At 72.8% G+C, this 18,631-nt stretch carries 12 protein-coding genes; 1 reads left to right on the top strand and 11 read right to left on the bottom strand.

What is annotated here, in order from left to right:
- Window positions 1–44: 44 nt before the first annotated feature.
- From DFJ69_RS22020 to DFJ69_RS21990, 7 genes are all read right to left on the bottom strand, one after another.
- Window positions 45–1,157, bottom strand: a complete 1,113-nt coding sequence (locus DFJ69_RS22020; protein ID WP_116024356.1) for a branched-chain amino acid aminotransferase — start codon at window positions 1,155–1,157, stop codon at window positions 45–47.
- A gap of 168 nt (window positions 1,158–1,325) precedes the next feature.
- Entirely contained in the window at window positions 1,326–2,387 is a 1,062-nt protein-coding gene (locus tag DFJ69_RS22015) for a 3-isopropylmalate dehydrogenase (protein WP_116024355.1), read from the bottom strand.
- Between the two features lie 911 nt (window positions 2,388–3,298).
- Window positions 3,299–4,891, bottom strand: a complete 1,593-nt coding sequence (gene serA / locus DFJ69_RS22010) for a phosphoglycerate dehydrogenase (RefSeq protein ID WP_116024354.1) — start codon at window positions 4,889–4,891, stop codon at window positions 3,299–3,301.
- 156 nt (window positions 4,892–5,047) lie between these two features.
- Entirely contained in the window at window positions 5,048–6,505 is a 1,458-nt protein-coding gene (locus tag DFJ69_RS22005) for a glycosyltransferase family protein (RefSeq protein ID WP_147312389.1), read from the bottom strand.
- A 455-nt stretch (window positions 6,506–6,960) separates the two neighbouring features.
- Window positions 6,961–9,597, bottom strand: coding sequence for an FtsX-like permease family protein (locus DFJ69_RS22000; protein WP_116024352.1), 2,637 nt, complete (start codon window positions 9,595–9,597; stop codon window positions 6,961–6,963).
- Window positions 9,594–10,310: an ABC transporter ATP-binding protein gene (locus DFJ69_RS21995; RefSeq protein ID WP_116024351.1), complete on the bottom strand. Its 717-nt coding sequence runs from the start codon at window positions 10,308–10,310 to the stop codon at window positions 9,594–9,596. The genes DFJ69_RS22000 and DFJ69_RS21995 overlap by 4 nt, the downstream gene beginning before the upstream one ends.
- Window positions 10,307–10,897: a PadR family transcriptional regulator gene (locus DFJ69_RS21990; protein ID WP_116024350.1), complete on the bottom strand. Its 591-nt coding sequence runs from the start codon at window positions 10,895–10,897 to the stop codon at window positions 10,307–10,309. Before DFJ69_RS21990 ends, DFJ69_RS21995 begins: the two co-directional genes overlap by 4 nt.
- A 154-nt stretch (window positions 10,898–11,051) precedes the next feature.
- Here DFJ69_RS21990 and DFJ69_RS21985 point away from each other — a divergent pair, with 154 nt between their 5' ends.
- Entirely contained in the window at window positions 11,052–11,840 is a 789-nt protein-coding gene (locus DFJ69_RS21985) for a hypothetical protein (RefSeq protein ID WP_245974514.1), read from the top strand.
- A 194-nt stretch (window positions 11,841–12,034) separates the two neighbouring features.
- Here DFJ69_RS21985 and ilvC read toward each other — a convergent pair whose 3' ends face one another.
- From ilvC to DFJ69_RS21965, 4 genes are all read right to left on the bottom strand, one after another.
- A complete protein-coding gene (gene ilvC / locus DFJ69_RS21980) occupies window positions 12,035–13,018 on the bottom strand; it encodes a ketol-acid reductoisomerase (protein WP_116024349.1) in 984 nt (327 codons plus the stop codon).
- A 35-nt stretch (window positions 13,019–13,053) separates the two neighbouring features.
- Window positions 13,054–13,578: an acetolactate synthase small subunit gene (gene ilvN, locus DFJ69_RS21975; RefSeq protein WP_116024348.1), complete on the bottom strand. Its 525-nt coding sequence runs from the start codon at window positions 13,576–13,578 to the stop codon at window positions 13,054–13,056.
- A 5-nt stretch (window positions 13,579–13,583) separates the two neighbouring features.
- Entirely contained in the window at window positions 13,584–15,422 is a 1,839-nt protein-coding gene (locus DFJ69_RS21970; RefSeq protein WP_281275947.1) for an acetolactate synthase large subunit, read from the bottom strand.
- Between the two features lie 134 nt (window positions 15,423–15,556).
- Window positions 15,557–18,481, bottom strand: a complete 2,925-nt coding sequence (locus tag DFJ69_RS21965) for a putative bifunctional diguanylate cyclase/phosphodiesterase (protein ID WP_116024346.1) — start codon at window positions 18,479–18,481, stop codon at window positions 15,557–15,559.
- Window positions 18,482–18,631 lie beyond the last annotated feature (150 nt).

Genomic DNA, 18,631 nt, shown 5'->3' with positions numbered 1-18,631 from the left:
GACGCCGCCCTCTCGTTCCGAGGACGGCGTCTCGCACCCGCCGATCAGATGATCTTGTGGACCCAGCCGTACGGGTCGGGGCGGGTGCCGTACTGGATGCCGATCAGCTCGTCGCGCAGCCGCATCGACACCGGGCCCGGCTCGCCGTCGCCGATCGTCCAGGCGCTCCGCGCGCTGCGGACCCCGCCGACCGGGCTGATGATCGCCGCCGTGCCGCAGCCGAACACCTCGGTGATCTCACCGGAGGCGCAGCCCGCCTCCCACTCGTCGATGCCGATCCGCCCCTCCTCCACCGGGACACCGAGGTCGGGGGCCAGCTTCAGCAGCGAGTCACGGGTGATGCCGGGCAGCAGGGTGCCGGTCAGCGCCGGGGTCAGCAGCCGCGTGTCCGCGCCGGACCCGTACACGAACATCAGGTTCATCGAGCCGACCTCCTCGACCCAGCGGCGCTCGGCGGCGTCCAGCCAGACCACCTGGTCGCAGCCGGCCCGCACCGCGTCGGCCTGGGCGGCGAAGGAGGCCGCGTAGTTGCCGCCGGTCTTGGCGTCGCCCGTGCCGCCCGAGGCGGCCCGCGTGTAGTCCTGCGAGGCCCACACCGTGACCGGCTTGACGCCCTGCGGGTAGTACAGCCCGGACGGCGAGGCGATCACCATGAACAGGTAGTCCTGCGAGGGCCGCTGCACCCCGAGCGCCCGCGTGGTCGCGAACATGAACGGGCGCAGGTACAGGCTGTAGCCCTCGGTCCGCGGGACCCAGTCGCGGTCGGTGGACACCAGCAGCTCCAGCGCCCGGACGAACAGCTCCTCCGGGAGCTCCGGCATCGCCATCCGGCGCGCCGAGCGGTTGAACCGGGCCGCGTTGCTCTGCGGGCGGAACGTCACCACCGACCCGTCCGGCTGGACGTACGCCTTGAGCCCCTCGAAGATCTCCTGCGCGTAGTGCAGGACCGAGGTGGCCGGGTCGAGGGCGATCGGGCCGTACGGCTCCAGCTTCGCGTCGTACCAGCCGCGGCCCTCGGAGTACCGGATGGTGATCATGTGGTCGGTGAAGTGCTGGCCCCATCCGGGATTGGCCAGGATCCGCTCGCGCTCCTCCACGGGGGTCGGGTCGGGCGCGGGTGTCACGGTGAAATCGAGGGTCTCGAGGGTGCTGCTCATGATCTGGGTCCTCTCCCGGAGCGGCCGGCGGCGGCCTCCTCGCCGTCCCGGCACTCCCATTGTCCAACTTCGTCGGGCTCTCCCGGAATCACGGGCGCACGAAAAACCGGGCGGCCCGTGGGGCACGCCCGGAGATTCTCCTGCAAACCAGCGGAGGTCGGCGTGCCGCTAGCCGGATACTCGCTCGGCGATGGCGTCGCCGACCTCATGGGTGGCGCGGACGGCGGAGCCGCGTTCGGCCAGGTCCGCCGAGACGGCCTGCTCGACCCGGCGGGCGGCCTCGTGCGCCCCCACGTGGTCGAGCAGCATGGCGACCGACAGGATGGTGGCGGTCGGGTCGGCCTTGGCCCGCCCGGCGATGTCGGGGGCGCTGCCGTGCACCGGCTCGAACATCGACGGGGCGGTGCGGTCGGGGTTGACGTTGCCGGAGGCGGCCAGCCCGATGCCGCCGGCGATGGCCGCGCCGATGTCGGTGATGATGTCGCCGAACAGGTTGTCGGTGACGACCACGTCGAACCGCTGCGGCTGGTTGACGAAGAACATCGTGGCCGCGTCGACGTGGCAGTAGTCGGTGGTGACCTGCGGGTACTCCTCGCCGACCCGCTTGAGGACGCGCTGGTACAGGTCGCCGGCGAAGGTCAGCACGTTGTCCTTGTGGACCAGCGTCAGCTTCTTGCGCGGCCGGGAGGCGGCCACCTCGAACGCGTGGCGGACGACCCGCTCGACGCCGAACGCGGTGTTGACGCTCTCCTGCGTGGCGACCTCGTGCGGCGTCCCCTTGCGCAGCACCCCGCCGACCCCGGTGTACGGGCCCTCGGTGCCCTCGCGGACGACGACCATGTCGATGTCCTCGGGCTTCACCCCCGCCAGCGGGGTCTCCACGCCCGGGAACAGCTTCACCGGCCGCAGGTTGACGTAGTGGTCCAGCTCGAACCGGGCGCGCAGCAGCAGCCCGCGCTCCAGGACCCCGCTCGGCACGCTCGGGTCGCCGACCGCGCCCAGCAGGATCACGTCCTGCCCGCGCAGCTCCTCCAGCACCGCGTCCGGCAGCGTCTCACCGGTGCGGTGCCAACGCGCCGCGCCCAGGTCGTAGGACGTGCGGTCGAAGGCCAGCCCGTGGGCCGGGGCGACGACGTCGAGCACCTTGAGACCCTCGGCGACGACCTCGGGCCCGATCCCGTCCCCGGGGATGACGGCCAGGCGGATGGTGCGGGAACTGCTGGAAGCCATGCGCGTACCTTAATGCATATGTCTCAGTGAGTGGGCATCGATCTCACATCCCGGGACTCCCAAAAACTTGAGTAATCCTTTACTCATGCGCCCGTAACCTTTCGCCCGCACCATGGACCCGGCACGTATCCCGGAAACGCCGCCCGGGATGCGTGCCACCGACTCCGACCCGGCCCGCGCAACCTGACCGCTGTCTGCGGGCCGGGCGGGCTCATGCTCGCGCCTCCGGCGCGACGGCGAGCGGGCCTGTGACGCGCGGTCTTCCCTCGTCGTTTTCAAGATCGCTCGCTCCTCGCGATCTTGAAAGCCTCCTCAGTCCAGACCACGCGGGCCCACTCGCGGGTGCCCACGGCGCCGGGGGCGGCGAGGTTCTCGCGCAGCGGAGATCGACGAGGGCACGGGGCCGGGTCACAGCGGCGAGGGGGGATGGGCGTCCACACCATCGGGGCCCACGACGCGGCATGGTGGGTCGGGCGCCGGAGTCGATGAGGCCCGTGGCATGGACGGTCGGGGTTCGGTCAGCGGGGGGTGCGGCCGCCGTTGTCGCGGCGGTCGAGGGCGGCCTGGAGGGCCTTGGCGGCCTCTTCGCGGGGGTCGGTCTCGGGTTGCTGGGCGTGGTTCATGGTGGCTCCGTGGGTGCTGTGAGATGGGTGCTGCGGGGTGCTCGCGGCCGGATGTGCCCGGGCGGTCCCGGTCTGGGGACGGCGTGGTGTCGGTCCGCGGCGGCTTCACAGGGTCGCCATGAGGGGGCCGCCTCTCACCTGCGAGGTTACCCGGGCGTAATACGTGGACTCCTGTCGGGGCCGGAGTTTTCTCTGGTGGGGCCGGGGATGCGGAACGCCCCCGGCGGGCTTGGGCGGGCCGGGGGCGTTCGGGGTGTTGCAAGGTGGTGCGGGATCGTGCGGGGTGGGTCAGTTGCCGTCCAGGTCGACGCGGCGGCCCATGTCGGCGCCGATCTCGCCGCGGATGGCCTCGAGGAGGTCCGGGGTGATGGTGGAGTCGACCGTGAGGGCGATGAGGGCCTTGCCACCCTTGGCGTTCCGGCCGACCTGCATGCTCGCGATGTTGACCTGGGTGTCGCCGAGCAGCTTGCCCACCACGCCGACGATGCCGGGGCGGTCGGTGTAGGTGAAGAACGCCATGTGGCCGGAGGGGACCAGCTCCATGTCGTAGCCGTTGATCTCGACGATCCGCTCGATGTGCTTGGGGCCGGTGAGGGTGCCGGAGACCGAGACGACGGAGCCGTCGGCCATGGTGCCGCGGACCTGGACCACGTTGCGCCAGTCGGGGCTGTCCTCGCTGGTGGTGAGGGTCACCTCGACACCGCGGTCGCGGGCGAGCAGCGGGGCGTTGACGAACGTCACCGCCTCCTCCACCACGTCCAGGAAGACGCCCTTGAGGGCGGCCAGCTCCAGGACCTTGACGTCGTGCGAGGTGATCTCGCCGCGGACGACCACGTCCAGGCGGACCGGCACGCCGCCGGCCAGGGCGGTGAAGATGCGGCCGAGCTTCTCGGCCAGCGGCAGGCCCGGCTTGACGTCCTCGGCGACCGCGCCGCCCTGGACGTTCACCGCGTCGGGGACGAACTCGCCGCCGAGGGCGAGCTTGACCGAGCGGGCGACCTGGGTGCCGGCCTTCTCCTGCGCCTCGTGGGTGCTGGCGCCGAGGTGCGGGGTGACGACCACGTTGTCGTGGTGGAACAGCGGGCTGTCGGTGCAGGGCTCGCTGGAGAACACGTCCAGCCCGGCGCCGGCCACCCGACCGTCCTTGAGGGCCAGGTCGAGGGCGTTCTCGTCGACGATGCCGCCACGGGCCGCGTTGACGATCCGGACGGACGGCTTGACCTCGCGCAGCTCCTTGTCGCCGATCAGGCCGAGCGTCTCGGGGGTCTTGGGCAGGTGGACGGAGATGAAGTCGCTCTCGCGCAGCAGCTCGTCGAGGGCCACCAGCTTGACACCCAGTTGCGCGGCGCGGGCGGCCTGCACGTAGGGGTCGTAGGCGATGACCTCCATGTCGAAGGCCGCCAGCCGCTGGGCGACCAGCACGCCGATGCGGCCCAGGCCCAGCACGCCGGCGGTCTTGCCCTGCAGCTCGACGCCGGTGTACTTGGAGCGCTTCCACTCGCCCTGCTTGAGGGCCGAGTGGCCCTGTGGCACGTTCCGAGCGGTGGCCAGGAGCAGCGCGATGGCGTGCTCCGCGGCGGTGACGATGTTGGAGGTGGGGGCGTTCACCACCATGACGCCGGCCTTGGTGGCCGCCTCGACGTCGACGTTGTCGAGCCCGACCCCGGCGCGCGCGACCACGCGCAGCCTCTTGGCGTGCTCGAACACCTCGGCGTTGACCTTGGTGGCGCTGCGCACGATCAGCGCGTCCACGTCGGCGACGGCGGGCAGCAGGGCGGAGCGGTCGGCGCCGTCGATGTGGCGGACGTCGAAGTCGGCCGACAGCACCTCGATTCCGGCCGGTGAGAGTTCTTCGGCTACGAGGACGACAGGCTTGCTCAAGGAAAGTCCTTTGGATGTGGTGGTGTGAGTAGCAGAGGTCAGCGAGCCCACCCCCTCGTGATCCTCGCCCCGTAGGGGGAGTCTAGTCGCCCCCGGACGCCGGGCCATGACCCGCCGGGCAACACCTCCCAGAACGCACCGAATGCCCCGATCGGGTCAGGACACTCCGACGGGGCTCTCCTCGCGCGACTCGGAGGCGCCTGCCGCGTCGGCGGTGTCGCGGTCCGCCGGGGCGTCCTCGGGACCCGCCGACGGCGCGGCCGCCCCGGGCGCGCCCCGGCCGCCCCGGCAGAACGCCGCGCCCGCCGCCAGGCAGGCCAGCGGCACCGCCGCCAGCGCGTACCGGTAGTCGAACTGGGCGGTCGCCGCCGGGACCACGATCAGCACGCCCGACAGCGACCACGGCAGCAGGGCCACGCCGGCCCCTCTGCGCCGCCCGGCGAAGGCCCACGCGAGCCCGGCGGCCAGGATGAGGCCGAGCACGCTGCCGCGCAGGTAGACGTGCCGCTGGTAGCCCTGCATGAACCCGGCGTACGGGTCGACGACCTTGGTGGTGACCCGCCCGGGCTGGTACGCCTGCAGCGTCGGGATCACGTGCTCGGGCGGCCGTACGGCGGTGTCCCGGAACAGGTAGTGGCTGTAGGTGAACTCCTCGGGGTACACCGGGTGCCCCCACTGGAAGGTGCGCGCCACGTCGATCGCGACGATCCGCAGGTAGTCGCCGGGCTGGGCCAGCATGGCCCGCTTGGCGAACGACCCCGCCAGCCGGTTCTGCTCCTCGTTGAACGCGCCGCCGGGGATGCGCCGCACGGGGGCGAACGGGCCCCACACGTACGAGCCCGCCGCCTTGCGGTTGTCCGGGTCGGCCGCCACGCACAGCGGCATCTCCTCGGCGGGCGGGCGCATCTTCTCGCAGTCGGCGAACGCCATCGACCGGCTGTACAGGAAGACGCCGGAGCTGCGGGTGAGCTCCAGCCTGCCGTGGTGGGCGTTGTACCACTGCAGGTAGCAGACGATCGGCAGGGCGCAGGTGGCCACCAGCGTGACCACGGGACGCCACCCGGCGCGCCGGACCGCGAGGTACACGACGCCGATCATGAGCAGCGGGATGCCCACCGACCGGGTGAGCGCCGCCAGGCCCAGCAGCGAGCCCGCCAGCGCCGCCTGCCGGGTGCCCAGCCGCTCGCCCATCAGGACGCAGACCGCCGCCACCACCAGGAACACGAACAGCGTGTCCGACAGGACCATGTGCTCCAGTTGGATCTGGAACGCGTCGAAGAGCACGGGCACGGCCGCCAGGGAGGCGACCCACCCCGGAGCCCCGAACCGGCGGCGCAGCAGCCCGTAGATCATCACCGCGACGCCCAGGCCCATCAGATGCTGCAGGGCGGCGACCACCACCAGGCTGTGCAGATCCTCGACCAGCCACAACAGCAGCGGGTAGCCGCTCGGCCGGATCAGCCCCGGCTCCATCCGCTGCGCCGCGCCCACGTAGTCGTAGGAGTCGGGGAACCACATGACCGACTGGTAGCCCAGCATCGTCACCACGCGCAGGACCGCCGCCAGCAGCAACAACGGCAGGAAGACCCGGTGCTCGAACAACCGAGCTCGCACGGTGACCTCCTGCGGGTCTGGGGAACCGGCACCCCGACGCGCACGAGACGTCCACCACCCGATCCGCGGGGGCGTGCGCGCATCGACTCTGTGGAGCCAGGTGGCCCTCGGTGAGGTGGGCGCCTCCCGGGCTCCGTCGGGTTACTCGCCGAATGATATTGGCATCTCCCCCGTGCCGGGCGGCTTCGGGGGCCGTTCGACCCGAATTCGTAAGGAGCGCCATACCGGCACACGACCCGCCGGCACCGTCCCGCCGGTGCGGGAACGATCACGAGAACCCCTGGTGGGAGCCCCGACACGCCGAGCGGAACCGTCCACCGGAGGGCCGCCGCGGGCCGTGACCCTCCTCGGGGCCATTTCGGGACCGATCTTGACCGCCGGAACCGGGTGATCATGCCGCGGGGCGTCCCCGTGCGGCACGATCACCCGTGCCCGGCTCCCGCCGGTCGGAGGGCTCAGACCGAGCGCCGGGCGGCGATCGGCCCCGACCGGGTGAGCAGGCCGGCCGTCACCGCGACCAGGAGCGGGACCCCCAGACCGACGGCGGTCAGCAGCGACCACGGGATGTCGAGCACCAGACCGTGGGCCGGCACCGCGCCGACTCCGGCCGGCGGGGCCGCCGCCCCGTCCACGGTGAGCGGGTACGCCACCGAGACGCCCGGCACGAGTCCGGCCGCGATGCCGAGCCAGCATCCGAGCAGGGCCACGACACCCGCCTGACCCATGGCCAGCAGTCGGCGGGTGCGCGGCCGGGCTCCGACGGCCGCGAGGGTCGTCAGGTCGGGTCGGGCGTCGGCGGCGGACAGGCCGGTGACGATGAGCGAGCCGCCGAAGACCAGGACCCCTCCGGCCAGGGCGAGCGCCAGCAACGGCGTCGCGAACGACTCGGTGAACCCGCGTTCGACATAGAGCCCGTCGACCGAGTCCTCGGGCAGGGCGGCGGTGACGCGTTCGTCGATCCGCCGTTGCTCCGCGACGGTGATCCGGTGGTCGACCCTGTCGACCGCGTGGAACCCGTACGAGGTCGGCACCCCGAGCCGTGCGGCGGTCTCGGGCGACAGCAGGGCCGAGCCGTGGTCGACGTGGTCCGGCAGGGTCAGTGCCGGCAGCCGCACGGTGCGCACCGTGCGCGTCCTGAGGCCGCCCTGTCCGTCGGCGCCGTCGGACTTCAGGATCGCGGCCCTCATCGGGCCGTCGGACCGCTCGCCTCCCAGCAGGACGACCGAGCCCGCCCGCAGCGCGGCGGCGGCTCGCGGATCATCCCGGCCGAGCAGGAGGCGGAGCACGTCAGGCCCCCCGACGAGCGTCCGGTCCTGCAGCGACCGGTCTCGGGACGCCCCGCCGGGAACGAGTTCCAGCAGCGTGCAGGCCCTTCTCCGTTCCGCGCAGTCGTCCGGCGGCGTCAGGGATCGCGCCTCGCGGACCGGCACCCCGGGCAGTTCGCGCACCAGGGCGGCGCGGATGCGGGTGTCGTGGTCCGGGTGGCTCCGGAGCATGGCCGAGCCCTCGGGAAGGGTCGGCCGATACTCGATGCGGCGCTGGGAGAAGTCGCTGGCGCCCCCGATGGCCAGCGTTGTCACCCCCGCGACCGCCGCCATGATGGCGGCCACCGCGGGACCGCTGCGGGCCCGGTTGCGGGCGTTGTCCCGCACCGCCAGGCGCAGCGGCAGCGGCAGCCGCCCGGCGGCGCGGCCGGTGAGCCCGACGAGCCAGGGGGCGAGCATCACGCAGCCGATGACGATGGCGACGGCGCCGAAGGCCGCGCCGAACTCCCTCCATTGGCGCACCCCGATCACGCTCAGCGCCACGCCGACGGCGACGACGCAGGCGCCCACCAGCGGCCACCCCCGGCGTTCGCGGAAGGGCTCGCGCCGTCCCGCCAACGCCGCGACCACGTCCATGCGCGCCGCCTGCCGCGCCGGCACGTACGCCGCGAGCAGACCGCTCAGCGCACCCAGCGCCATCGGTGCCGCGACGAGCGGCCACCGCACGTCGTAAGGGCCGAACGACCTGTCGGTGGCGCGGTGGACGACCTCGGACGCCAGGGCGGCCAGGCCCAGCCCGGCCACCGCGCCCAGCACCGCCGCGGCGGCGCCGATCACCGCTCCGCCGGCGAGCACGATGCCGCGCAGATGGGAGGCGTCGCCGCCGGCGGCCCGCACCAGGGCGAGCAGGCGGCGCTGCCGGCGCAGCCCGACCGCGAACGCGGGCCCGGCGAGCAGCACCACCTCCAGCACGATCATCGAGATCGCCATGGCGAACACCGCCACGGTCGCGGCGGAGGAGCCGCCGTCGGTCGCCGAGGGGGCCTCGGCCGGAGGGTGGCGAACGACCTCGGCGGAGGTGACGACGAGACCGAACCGGTTGAGGGCCCGCACGTCCTGCCAGGTGACGGGCCGCCCGGCGTCGATCAGCCAACCGAGGGTGGTGGTCGACTCGGCGGCGATGCCGGTGCCGGGGAGCACCTGGAGGATGGCCTCGTCCCGGCGAGAGAGCGGGTCCGCGACGTGTCCCACCACCGTCAGCGTGTGCCCGGATCGGGTCCGGACCGTGCCGCCGATCGGAAAGCCCTGGTCGCGCAGCCCGGACGAGACCGCGACCTCCCCCGCGGTGGCCGGAGGGCGTCCCGCGGTCACGTCGAGCATGCCCTCGGCGATGGGGTCGCGCAGGTCCACCCCGCGCGTGTCGACCCTGAGGTACCCGCGGGACGTCTGGACCTGGACGCCGGAGGTCTCCCGGACCAGCACCCGGGCGTCCGGGCCGAAGCGCCCGGTCACCAGGGGGGCGATCTCCGCGGTCGTGCGCCGCTCCCCCGCCCCGCCGGGATCGTCCCCGCTGGTGATCACCTCCCCCGTGGCGTCCTGTTCGATGGGGCCGTGGCCGATCGAGATCAGGCGGGCGTCGGCGTGCCCGAGGTCGTGGGGCAGACGCTCGCGGGCGCTCCACTCGCCGGTGTTGTAGAAGACGCCCAGCGCGACGATCGCGGTGACCGGCACCGCGATCATGCACAGGACCAGGATGCTGCGTCCCTTGGCCCGCAGCGCGTCCCGGCGGGCGATGCGGAACGCGACGCGATGGCCGCCCAGGTTCATCGGGACCCCTCCAGCAGGCTCTCCGGACCGGGCCGCGCGCCGGTGCCGTCGACGATGCTGCCGTCGCGCAGGAACACCACCCGGTCGGCCCAGGCGGCGTGCCGGGACTCGTGGGTGACCATCAGGCAGGCCGCCCCGGCGTCGCAGCGCGTCCGCAGCAGGCGCATGACCTCCTCGCCGGTCCGGGTGTCGAGGGCGCCGGTGGGCTCGTCGGCGAGCACCAGCCGGCGGTCGCCGACCAGGGCGCGGGCGATCGCCACCCGCTGCTGCTGGCCGCCGGACATCTCGTCGGGGAAGCGGTCGGCCAGGTCGCCGACTCCCACCTCGTGAAGGGCGGCGACGGCCTCCCGACGGGCCCGGCGAACGCGCACGCCGTCGAGTTCGCGGGGCAGCATCACGTTCTCGGCCGCGGTGAGGGCGGGGATCAGGTTCAGGTCCTGGAAGACGTACCCGATCCGTCGGCGGCGCGCCGCCGACAGCGCGGCCCGGCTCAGCGACGCCAGGTCGACGCCCTCGACCTCGACCCGCCCGGACGTCGGCGTGTCCAGCCCGCCGGCCAGCGCGAGCAGGGTCGACTTGCCGGAGCCCGACGGGCCCATCACCGCGACGAACTCGCCGGGGGCGACGGACAGGCCGACGTCGCGCAGCGCGTGCACGGCCCGGTCGGCCGCGCCGTGGACGCGGGAGACGGCCTGCAGGTGCAGCACGTTCATCGGCGGGACCCCTTCTTCGGGCGGTCGGCGACGGCGTCCGGAACGGCGGGCGGCGGGGGCGCGCCGGCGCGGGCGACGAACGCCTCGCAGTGGTCCAGCCACCGCACCTCGGCCTCCGCCTGGAAGATCATGGACTCCAGCACCAGCCGCCAGGCCCGGTCGGCCGGGTCGTCGGGCATCGCCGGGGCGTCGGCCTTGAGGCGGGTCAGATCCCGCAGGGTGCGCAGGGTGGCGGTGCGCTGGGACTGGACGACCTCGGCGACGTCGACACGCGGCGCGGTGACGGCCATGGCCAGCTTGATGGCCAGCTCGTCGCGGGGCCGGTCGGCGCGGGCGACGGGGGTGAGGAACCAGCGGCGGACGTCGTCCAGGCCGGCCTCGGTGATCCGGTGGACGAACCGGCCCTCGGCGTCGGCCTCACCGCGGACCACCAGCCCGTCGCGTTCGAGCCGGGACAGGGTCGAGTAGACCTGACCGATGTTCAGCGGCCAGGTCGAGCCCGTGGAGGACTCGAACTCGGCCCGCAGTTGGTAGCCGTACCGGGGCCCGTGGGACAGCAGGGCGAGAATTCCATGACGGATGGACACATACGCAGTATGCATACCAAGTATGCCCGGTCGCAACATCGCGGACGGCCGGCGACATCGCGATCGACACGCCCGGCGGATCTGCGCGGCACCGCGTCGCGCGAGCGTCTACCGTGACCCTCGCCCCATCCGAACGCAGTCCTGGAGAGCCGCGATGACGCAGCCCGAGGCCGACGTGCTGCACGACACGCTGCGCGCCTACGACCACCGGTTCCTCGACCTCGACGCCGACGACCGCCGCCGCCTGGTGCGGGAGACGCGGCGCCTGCTGGGCGAGGGGCCGGGCGACGACGTGCGCGCCGCGCTCCCGTCCGCCCTCCGGATGCGCGCGTTCTGCATCCGCCACGGGCTGGTCGACGAGCTGGAACGCATGATCCGCGACGAGGTCGAGGGCCGGCGGGAGGGCGCCGTGGTGGTCGGCGGTCGGGTGTACGCCGTCTACCCCTACCTGCGCGGCGTGCCCCGCCAGGACGCCGACATCACCGGCGAGGTGCGCGCCGGCCACCGGCTGGACGCGGTCGGCTGGCAGGGCGAGCGATTGCGGGTCCGCGGCTGGGCCGCCCTGGAACGGGTCGAGGCCCGCGAGGTGCTGACGGAGCTGATCCTGCGCGAGCGGACGGCCGGCACCGAGCACCGCTTCCCCACCACGCCCCGGGACGCGGGCTTCGAGGCCCTGCTCGAGTCCGCACAGGTCGGCATGGGTCGCTGGGACGCCTATGTGGCCGTCACCGTGCACGGCATCAGCCGGCAGGCGCGGTTCGGCGGAACGAGGGAGCCGAGCGTGCGGACCGAGCCGATGTTCCGCCGGATCCGACTGCCCGAGGGCCCGACCGCCGCCACCGCGTACTTCACCGAGGGCGGCCACCTGGCGATCAAGGTCGGCGGCACGCGACTCCCCGTCCCCTTGAGGACCAGGATCCTCCGCCGCCTGAAGCCCCGCTGACGACGAGCGAACCCGCACGGTGCCCGGGCACCGTGCGGGTCCCATGGCCCTCACAAGCAAAGGTACGAGTGGCCCTGACCGCAACCCCCCACCATGCCCGGTCCTTCGGGCGGGCGGCCCTGCGCCGGCGCAGGGCCGCCCGCCCGAAGATCTCAAGACCGGGCGCGGGGGGTGTGGGGGGTCGCCCCCCACACTCAGTCAGAGAGCCAGCTCATCATCGGGCGCAGCTTGGCACCCGTCTGCTCGATCGGGTGGTTGCCGAGCTCCTCGCGGTACTTCAGGTGGTTGACCTGGCCGCCGTCGAACTCGTTCACCAGCTCCTTGGCGAACTCGCCGGACTGGATCTCGGCCAGGATCCGCTTCATCTCGACCTTGGTCTCCGGCGTGACCACGCGCGGTCCGCGGGTGTATCCGCCGAACTCGGCGGTGTCGGACACCGACCAGTACATCTTCTGGACGCCGCCCTCGTACATGAGGTCGACGATCAGCTTCATCTCGTGCAGGCACTCGAAGTAGGCGACCTCGGGCTGGTAGCCGGCCTCGATCAGGGTCTCGAACCCGGCCTTGATCAGCTCGGAGACGCCGCCGCACAGCACGGCCTGCTCGCCGAACAGGTCGGTCTCGGTCTCCTCGGTGAAGGTGGTCTTGATGCCGCCGGCGCGCAGGCCGCCGATGCCCTTGGCGTACGACAGCACGAGCGGCCAGGCGTTGCCGGTGGCGTCGTTCTCGACGGCGACCAGGACGGGCACGCCGCGACCGGCGGTGAACTGGCGGCGGACGAGGTGGCCGGGGCCCTTGGGCGCCACCATGGCGACGTCCACGCCCTGGGGGGCCTCGATGAGGCCGTACCGGATGTTGAGGCCGTGCCCGAAGAAGAGGGCGTCGCCCTCGACCAGCGCCGGCTTGATGTCGTTGGTGTACAGGTCGCGCTGGACGTGGTCCGGCGCGAGGATCATGATCAGGTCGGCCTCCTCGGCCGCCTCGGCGGGGGTGACGACCCGCAGCCCGTCGGCCTCGGCCTTCTCGCGGCTCGCCGAGCCCTCCTTGAGACCGACCCTGACGTCCACGCCCGAGTCCCGCAGCGACAGCGCGTGCGCGTGCCCCTGGCTGCCGTACCCGATCACGGCCACGTGCCGGCCCTGGATGACGCTCAGGTCGGCATCGTTGTCGTAGAACATTTCAGCCACTTGCGTGTGCCCTTCTCTTCTGAATGTCAGGCGCTGCGGTCGAGCGCGCGCAGGGATCGGTCGGTGATGGAACGGGCGCCGCGGCCGATGGCCACCATGCCGGACTGGACCAGCTCCTTGATGCCGAACGGCTCCAGGACGCGGATCAGCGCCTCCAGCTTGTCGCGGTTGCCGGTGGCCTCGATGGTGACCGCGTCGGGGGCCACGTCGACGACCTTGGCGCGGAACAGTTGGACGGTCTCCAGCACCTGGGAGCGGGTCTCCGCGTCGGCCCGCACCTTGACCAGGATCAGTTCGCGCTGCACCGAGGCGGACTGGTCCAGCTCGACGATCTTCAGCACGTTGACGAGCTTGTTGAGCTGCTTGGTGACCTGCTCCAGCGGGAGTTCCTCCACGTTGACCACGATGGTCATCCGGGAGATCTCCGGGTGTTCGGTGGTCCCGACGGCCAGCGAGTCGATGTTGAAGCCGCGCCGGGAGAACAGGGCCGCGACCCGGGCGAGGATGCCCGGTTTGTTCTCCACCAGCACCGAGAGCGTGTGACGGCTCATCGCGGTCAGTCTCCGTTCTCCCACTCAGGAGCCATGTCCTGAGCGATCTTGATGTCGTCGTTGCTCGTTCCGGCGGCGACCATGGGCCAGACCATGGCGTCCTCGTGGACGACGAAGTCGATGACCACCGGGGCGTCGTTGATCTCCATCGCCTTGCGGATGGTGTCCTCGACGTCCTCGGGCCGCTCGCAGCGGAGCCCCACGCAACCGTACGCCTCCGCGAGCTTCACGAAGTCGGGGATCCGCTTGGTGGTCGGCAGGGTGGCCAGGTTCGTGTTGGAGTAGCGCTCGTTGTAGAACAGGGTCTGCCACTGGCGGACCATGCCGAGGTTGCCGTTGTTGATGATCGCGATCTTGACGGGGATGCCCTCGACCGCGCAGGTGGCCAGTTCCTGGTTGGTCATCTGGAAGCAGCCGTCGCCGTCGATCGCCCAGACCTCGGTGTCGGGCGCGCCGACCTTGGCGCCCATCGCCGCCGGGACGGCGTAGCCCATGGTGCCCGCGCCGCCGGAGTTGAGGAACGCGCCCGGCCGCTCGTACTTGATGAACTGGGCGGCCCACATCTGGTGCTGGCCGACACCCGCCACGTAGTACGCGTCGGGGCCGACGAGCTCGCCGATCCGCTCGATCACGTACTGCGGGGACAGCGACCCGTCGGCGGGCTGGTCGTAGCCCAGCGGGTACGTCCGCCGCCAGGCGTCCAACTGCTTCCACCAGGCCTCGTAGTCGCCGCGCCGGCCGGCCTCGTGCTCGGCCTGCACCGCCACGATCAGGTCGGCGATGACCTCGCGGGCGTCGCCGACGATCGGGACGTCGGCGTGCCGGTTCTTGGAGATCTCGGCGGGGTCGATGTCCGCGTGGACGATCTTGGCCTCGGCGGCGAAGCTGTCCAGCCGGCCGGTGACCCGGTCGTCGAAGCGGGCGCCCAGCGCCACCAGCAGGTCCGAGCGCTGCAGGGCGCCGACCGCGCCGACGGAGCCGTGCATGCCGGGCATGCCCATGTGCAGCGGGTGGCTGTCGGGCAGCGCGCCCTTGGCCATCAGGGTGGTGACGACCGGGGCGCCGGTCAGCTCGGCCAGCACCTTCAGCTCGGCCGCCGCGCCCGCCTTGATCACGCCGCCGCCGACGTACAGCACCGGGCGGCTCGCCCGGGTGAGCAGCCGGGCCGCCTCGCGGACCTGCTTGGAGTGCGGGCGGGTCACCGGCCGGTAGCCGGGGAGCTGCATCGGCTCGGGCCAGACGAAGTCGAACGTGGACTGGAGCGCGTCCTTGGAGATGTCCACCAGGACGGGCCCGGGGCGACCGGTGGAGGCGATGTGGAACGCCTCGGCGATGGTGCGCCCGATGTCGCGGGGGTCGGTGACGAGGAAGTTGTGCTTGGTGATCGGCATCGTGATGCCGGCGATGTCGGCCTCCTGGAACGCGTCCGTGCCGATGGCCGCGCTGGGCACCTGGCCGGTGATCGCCACCATCGGGACGGAGTCCATGTAGGCGTCGGAGATGGGCGTCACCAGGTTGGTCGCGCCCGGGCCGCTGGTCGCCATGCACACGCCGACCTTGCCGGTCACCATGGCGTAGCCCTGTGCGGCGTGCCCGGCGCCCTGCTCGTGCCGGACCAGGATGTGCCGCACCTTCTGGGAGTCGAAGAGGGGGTCGTAGGCCGGGAGGATCGCTCCCCCGGGGATGCCGAACACGGTGTCGACCCCGACGTTCTCCAGGGCCCGGATGAGCGCCTGAGCTCCCGTCATCTGTTCGGTCGTCATGCCTTTTCCTTGGGTGGGAGAGTGATCCTGGCCAACAAAAAACCCCTCGCGCCGGGTGGGGCGGTCGAGGGGAGCGCGCAGGCGAAGCGACTCGGTCAGCCTGCGCGCCGACCGAGTACTACGAGGATCATGGGGATGCTCTGCACGGATACACCTTCGCCGACTTCTCCGCCGGGGTCAAATCCGTGGACGCATCGTCTCACGATCCGAGACGCTCAGCCCGGGGACAGCGCCGGCCCGTGCAGCGGCACCCCGGGCCCGTCCGGACCGTCGGGCCCGCCGTGCCCGTTCGGCCCGTTCGGCCCGTCGGGTCCGTGGGGACCGTTCGGAAGCCTCGCCCCGCCCTCGGTCAGGTTGGTGCGCAGCAGCGACTCGGCGGGGCCCGCCGACATCGGCCGGGCCACCAGGAAGCCCTGGCCGCGCGGGCACTCCATCTCGCGCAGCAGCTCCAACTGCTCGGGCCGTTCGATGCCCTCGGCCACCACGGTCAGCCCCAGGTCGCGGCCGAGCCGGACGATGGTGCGGGTCAGCAGGCTCAACGTCTCGTCGCGGCCCAGCCCGGCCACGAACGACGGGTCGATCTTGATCACGTCCACCGGGAGCTGCCCCAGGTAGGCCAGGGAGGCGTAGCCAGTGCCGAAGTCGTCGATGGCCAGCCGGACACCCAGGTCGCGCAGCGCGCTGAGCCGTTCGACGTTGTGCCCGGCGTCCTCGACGAGCACCTCCTCCTTGACCTCCAGGGTGAGGGCCTGCGGCGGCAGCCCGGTCTCGGCCAGCGCGGCGGCCACCGACTCCACGAAGCGGGGGGCGGCGATCTGGCGGGCGGTGAAGTTGACCGACAGGCCCACGTCCCAGGACTCGGCGCGCCAGCGGGCCACCTGGCGGCACGCCTCGCGCAGCACCCAGTCGCCCAGCGGGATCATCAGGCCGGACTCCTCGGCGGGCCGGATGAACTCCCGCGGCGGCACCGAGTCGTCGCCGCGCCACCAGCGCACCAGCGCCTCGACCCCGGTGACCCGGGAGGTGGCCAGCTCGACCACCGGCTGGAACTCGATGGCGAACTGCTCCTCGGCCAGCGCCCGCTGCAGGTCGCTGCCCAGCTCCAGCCGGCGGACCACGTCGGCGTGCATGTGCGCGGCGAAGACCTCCACCCGGCCGCCGCCCAGCTCCTTGGCCCGTGCCATCGCCAGGTCGCCGTTGCGGATCAGATCGGGGCCCGACTGCCGACCGGACGGCCGCCCGCCGGTGTCGCCGTCGCCGCCCAGATCGCTGTCGGCGAACGCGATGCCGACGCTGGCGCTCAGCACCACCTCGCGCTCCCCCGCCCGGTACGGCTCGGCCGCCAGCACCCGCAGCAGGCGCTCGGCCAGCTCCACCACCGTCTGGGCCTCGTCGGCGTTCTCCACCAGGACCGCGAACTCGTCGCCGCCCCAGCGGGCCACCGTGTCGTCGGCGGGCACGGCGGCGCGGAGCCGGCGGGCCGCCTGGGCGAGCACCTGGTCGCCCGCCGCGTGCCCGGCGGAGTCGTTGACGGCGGTGAACCCGTCGAGGTCGGCGAACACCACGGCGATCGGGCCGGGCCCGGCGTCGCGGGAGACCACCTCGCGGGCCCGTTCCTCGAAGTAGGCCCGGTTGGGCAGCCCGGTGAGGCCGTCGTGGAAGGTCAGATGGGTGACCTGGCGCTGTAGGGCGGCCTGCTCGGACAGGTCCCGGGTGGTGATCAGCATCCGGGAGCCGGTGTAGCGGGACAGGGTCGACTCGGTGGGCAGCCAGGTGCCGTCGGCGGCGCGGACCCGGCAGGCGATCCGCACCGCCGCCCGGTCGCTCGCCAGGAACTCCCGGGCGACCTCCTCCACCCCCGGCAGGTCCTCGGGGTGGATCAGCTCGTACACCGATCTGCCGAGCAGGTCGTCGGGGCCCTGCTCGTACGTGCGGTACGCCCCGTCGGAGACGTACTGGACGACCCCTTCCAGGTCGCAGATCAGCACCACGTCGTTGATGCTCTCCGCGAGCGCCCGGAAGTGCTCCTCGCCCGCGTCCACGGCGTATCGCAGCCCGTCGTTCTCCCGCAGCAGCCCGGCCAGCCGGCCGAGCAGCACCAGCGCGGCCGAGCCGGCCACCAGCGAGACGATGGGCTCGATCCCCTCCGAGCCGGTCAGCGAGTGACCGGCGACGAACAGCGCCGCGGCCGCCGCCACCGCCGCCGGGGTCAGCCCGGGGCCGATCATGCGGCCCTGGCCGCCGGGCTCGTCCGGGGCCTCGGCGGGCTCGGGCTCCTCGGCGGACGCGGGCATGATCCACGGGGCCAGCCCGAGCAGCAGCAGCCCGATGATCCGGGAGATGTCGCCGGGGTCGTCGGCCGGGGCCTCGCCGCGCAGCCGGGCGACCATGGACACGATGTCGGCCGCGACGAAGGCGACCAGCCCGGCGTAGGCGGTCCACGCGCCGGGCCGGTAGGGACGGGCGGCGCCCAACACGAACGGCAGGGCCCCGCACACCAGCATCGCCCCGACCAGCGGGTAGAGCAGCTCCAGCACGAACTCGGCGGGCGACTCCCCCGACAGGTGGTAGAGCCGGCCGAACTCGGCGACCCAGCCCAGTACGAACAGGGCGGCCACGCACACGTACGTGTCGGCGACGTACCGCACCCAGGTGCCCACCTCGCGCGGCAGCCGCACCGGGACGATGAACCCGGTGGTCAGCGCGGCGATGGAGGCCAGGTAGAACAGGTCGGACAGGGTCAGCGCCTTGGTGCTGGCCGACAGCAGGTCCGGTGAGGCGACGTTGACGGTGGCCCCGGCCAGCCAGAACGCCGCGGCGATGCCGAACCAGCTCCAGGCGTCGCGGCGCGGGTCGCGGCGGGGCCCCGCGGGCGGCCCTCCGCCGCCGGATCCGGCCCCCGACCCGGCGTCGGGGTCGCCGTCGGCGGGTGTCTCGCGCCGGACGCGGAACGGCAGCGGACGCACCGCGACGAACAGCGCGGCGGCCGCGGCCGCGGCGGCGGCCACCTCGGTCCAGGCGGGCAGTCCGCCGCCCGTCCGGCCGAGCAGCGTCGCGACCGCGTACAGCGCCCCGGCGAGCGCGACGGCCCCGATCGGCACCACACGGGGCGGCAACCGCCTGGCGCTCTCGCCGCTCATCCGCCGCTCGCTCTCTGCCTGTCCGTGGCCGTCGGTCCCGAGGGACCCATCGGCCTCAACCGTCTCCGACATAACGCCACGGGCGCGCGCGATGGTGCCCGACAGGACCGGTCTTGTCGGAGAAGCGGGGCCTTCCGTCCCTGACCGGGT

It is taken from the genome of Thermomonospora umbrina, from assembly GCF_003386555.1.
GTDB classification, from domain to species: domain Bacteria; phylum Actinomycetota; class Actinomycetes; order Streptosporangiales; family Streptosporangiaceae; genus Thermomonospora; species Thermomonospora umbrina.
This window is presented reverse-complemented; position numbering and strand designations above follow the sequence as displayed.

What these genes read in the sequence shown, in the direction of transcription:
- DFJ69_RS22020 (WP_116024356.1), bottom strand. Translation starts at nt 1,157, where the DNA reads ATGAGCAGCACCCTCGAGACCCTCGATTTCACCGTGACACCCGCGCCC.
- DFJ69_RS22015 (WP_116024355.1), bottom strand. Translation starts at nt 2,387, where the DNA reads ATGGCTTCCAGCAGTTCCCGCACCATCCGCCTGGCCGTCATCCCCGGG.
- DFJ69_RS22000 (WP_116024352.1), bottom strand. Translation starts at nt 9,597, where the DNA reads ATGAACCTGGGCGGCCATCGCGTCGCGTTCCGCATCGCCCGCCGGGAC.
- DFJ69_RS21995 (WP_116024351.1), bottom strand. Translation starts at nt 10,310, where the DNA reads ATGAACGTGCTGCACCTGCAGGCCGTCTCCCGCGTCCACGGCGCGGCC.
- DFJ69_RS21985 (WP_245974514.1), top strand. Translation starts at nt 11,052, where the DNA reads ATGACGCAGCCCGAGGCCGACGTGCTGCACGACACGCTGCGCGCCTAC.
- ilvC (WP_116024349.1), bottom strand. Translation starts at nt 13,018, where the DNA reads ATGTTCTACGACAACGATGCCGACCTGAGCGTCATCCAGGGCCGGCAC.
- ilvN (WP_116024348.1), bottom strand. Translation starts at nt 13,578, where the DNA reads ATGAGCCGTCACACGCTCTCGGTGCTGGTGGAGAACAAACCGGGCATC.
- DFJ69_RS21965 (WP_116024346.1), bottom strand. Translation starts at nt 18,481, where the DNA reads ATGAGCGGCGAGAGCGCCAGGCGGTTGCCGCCCCGTGTGGTGCCGATC.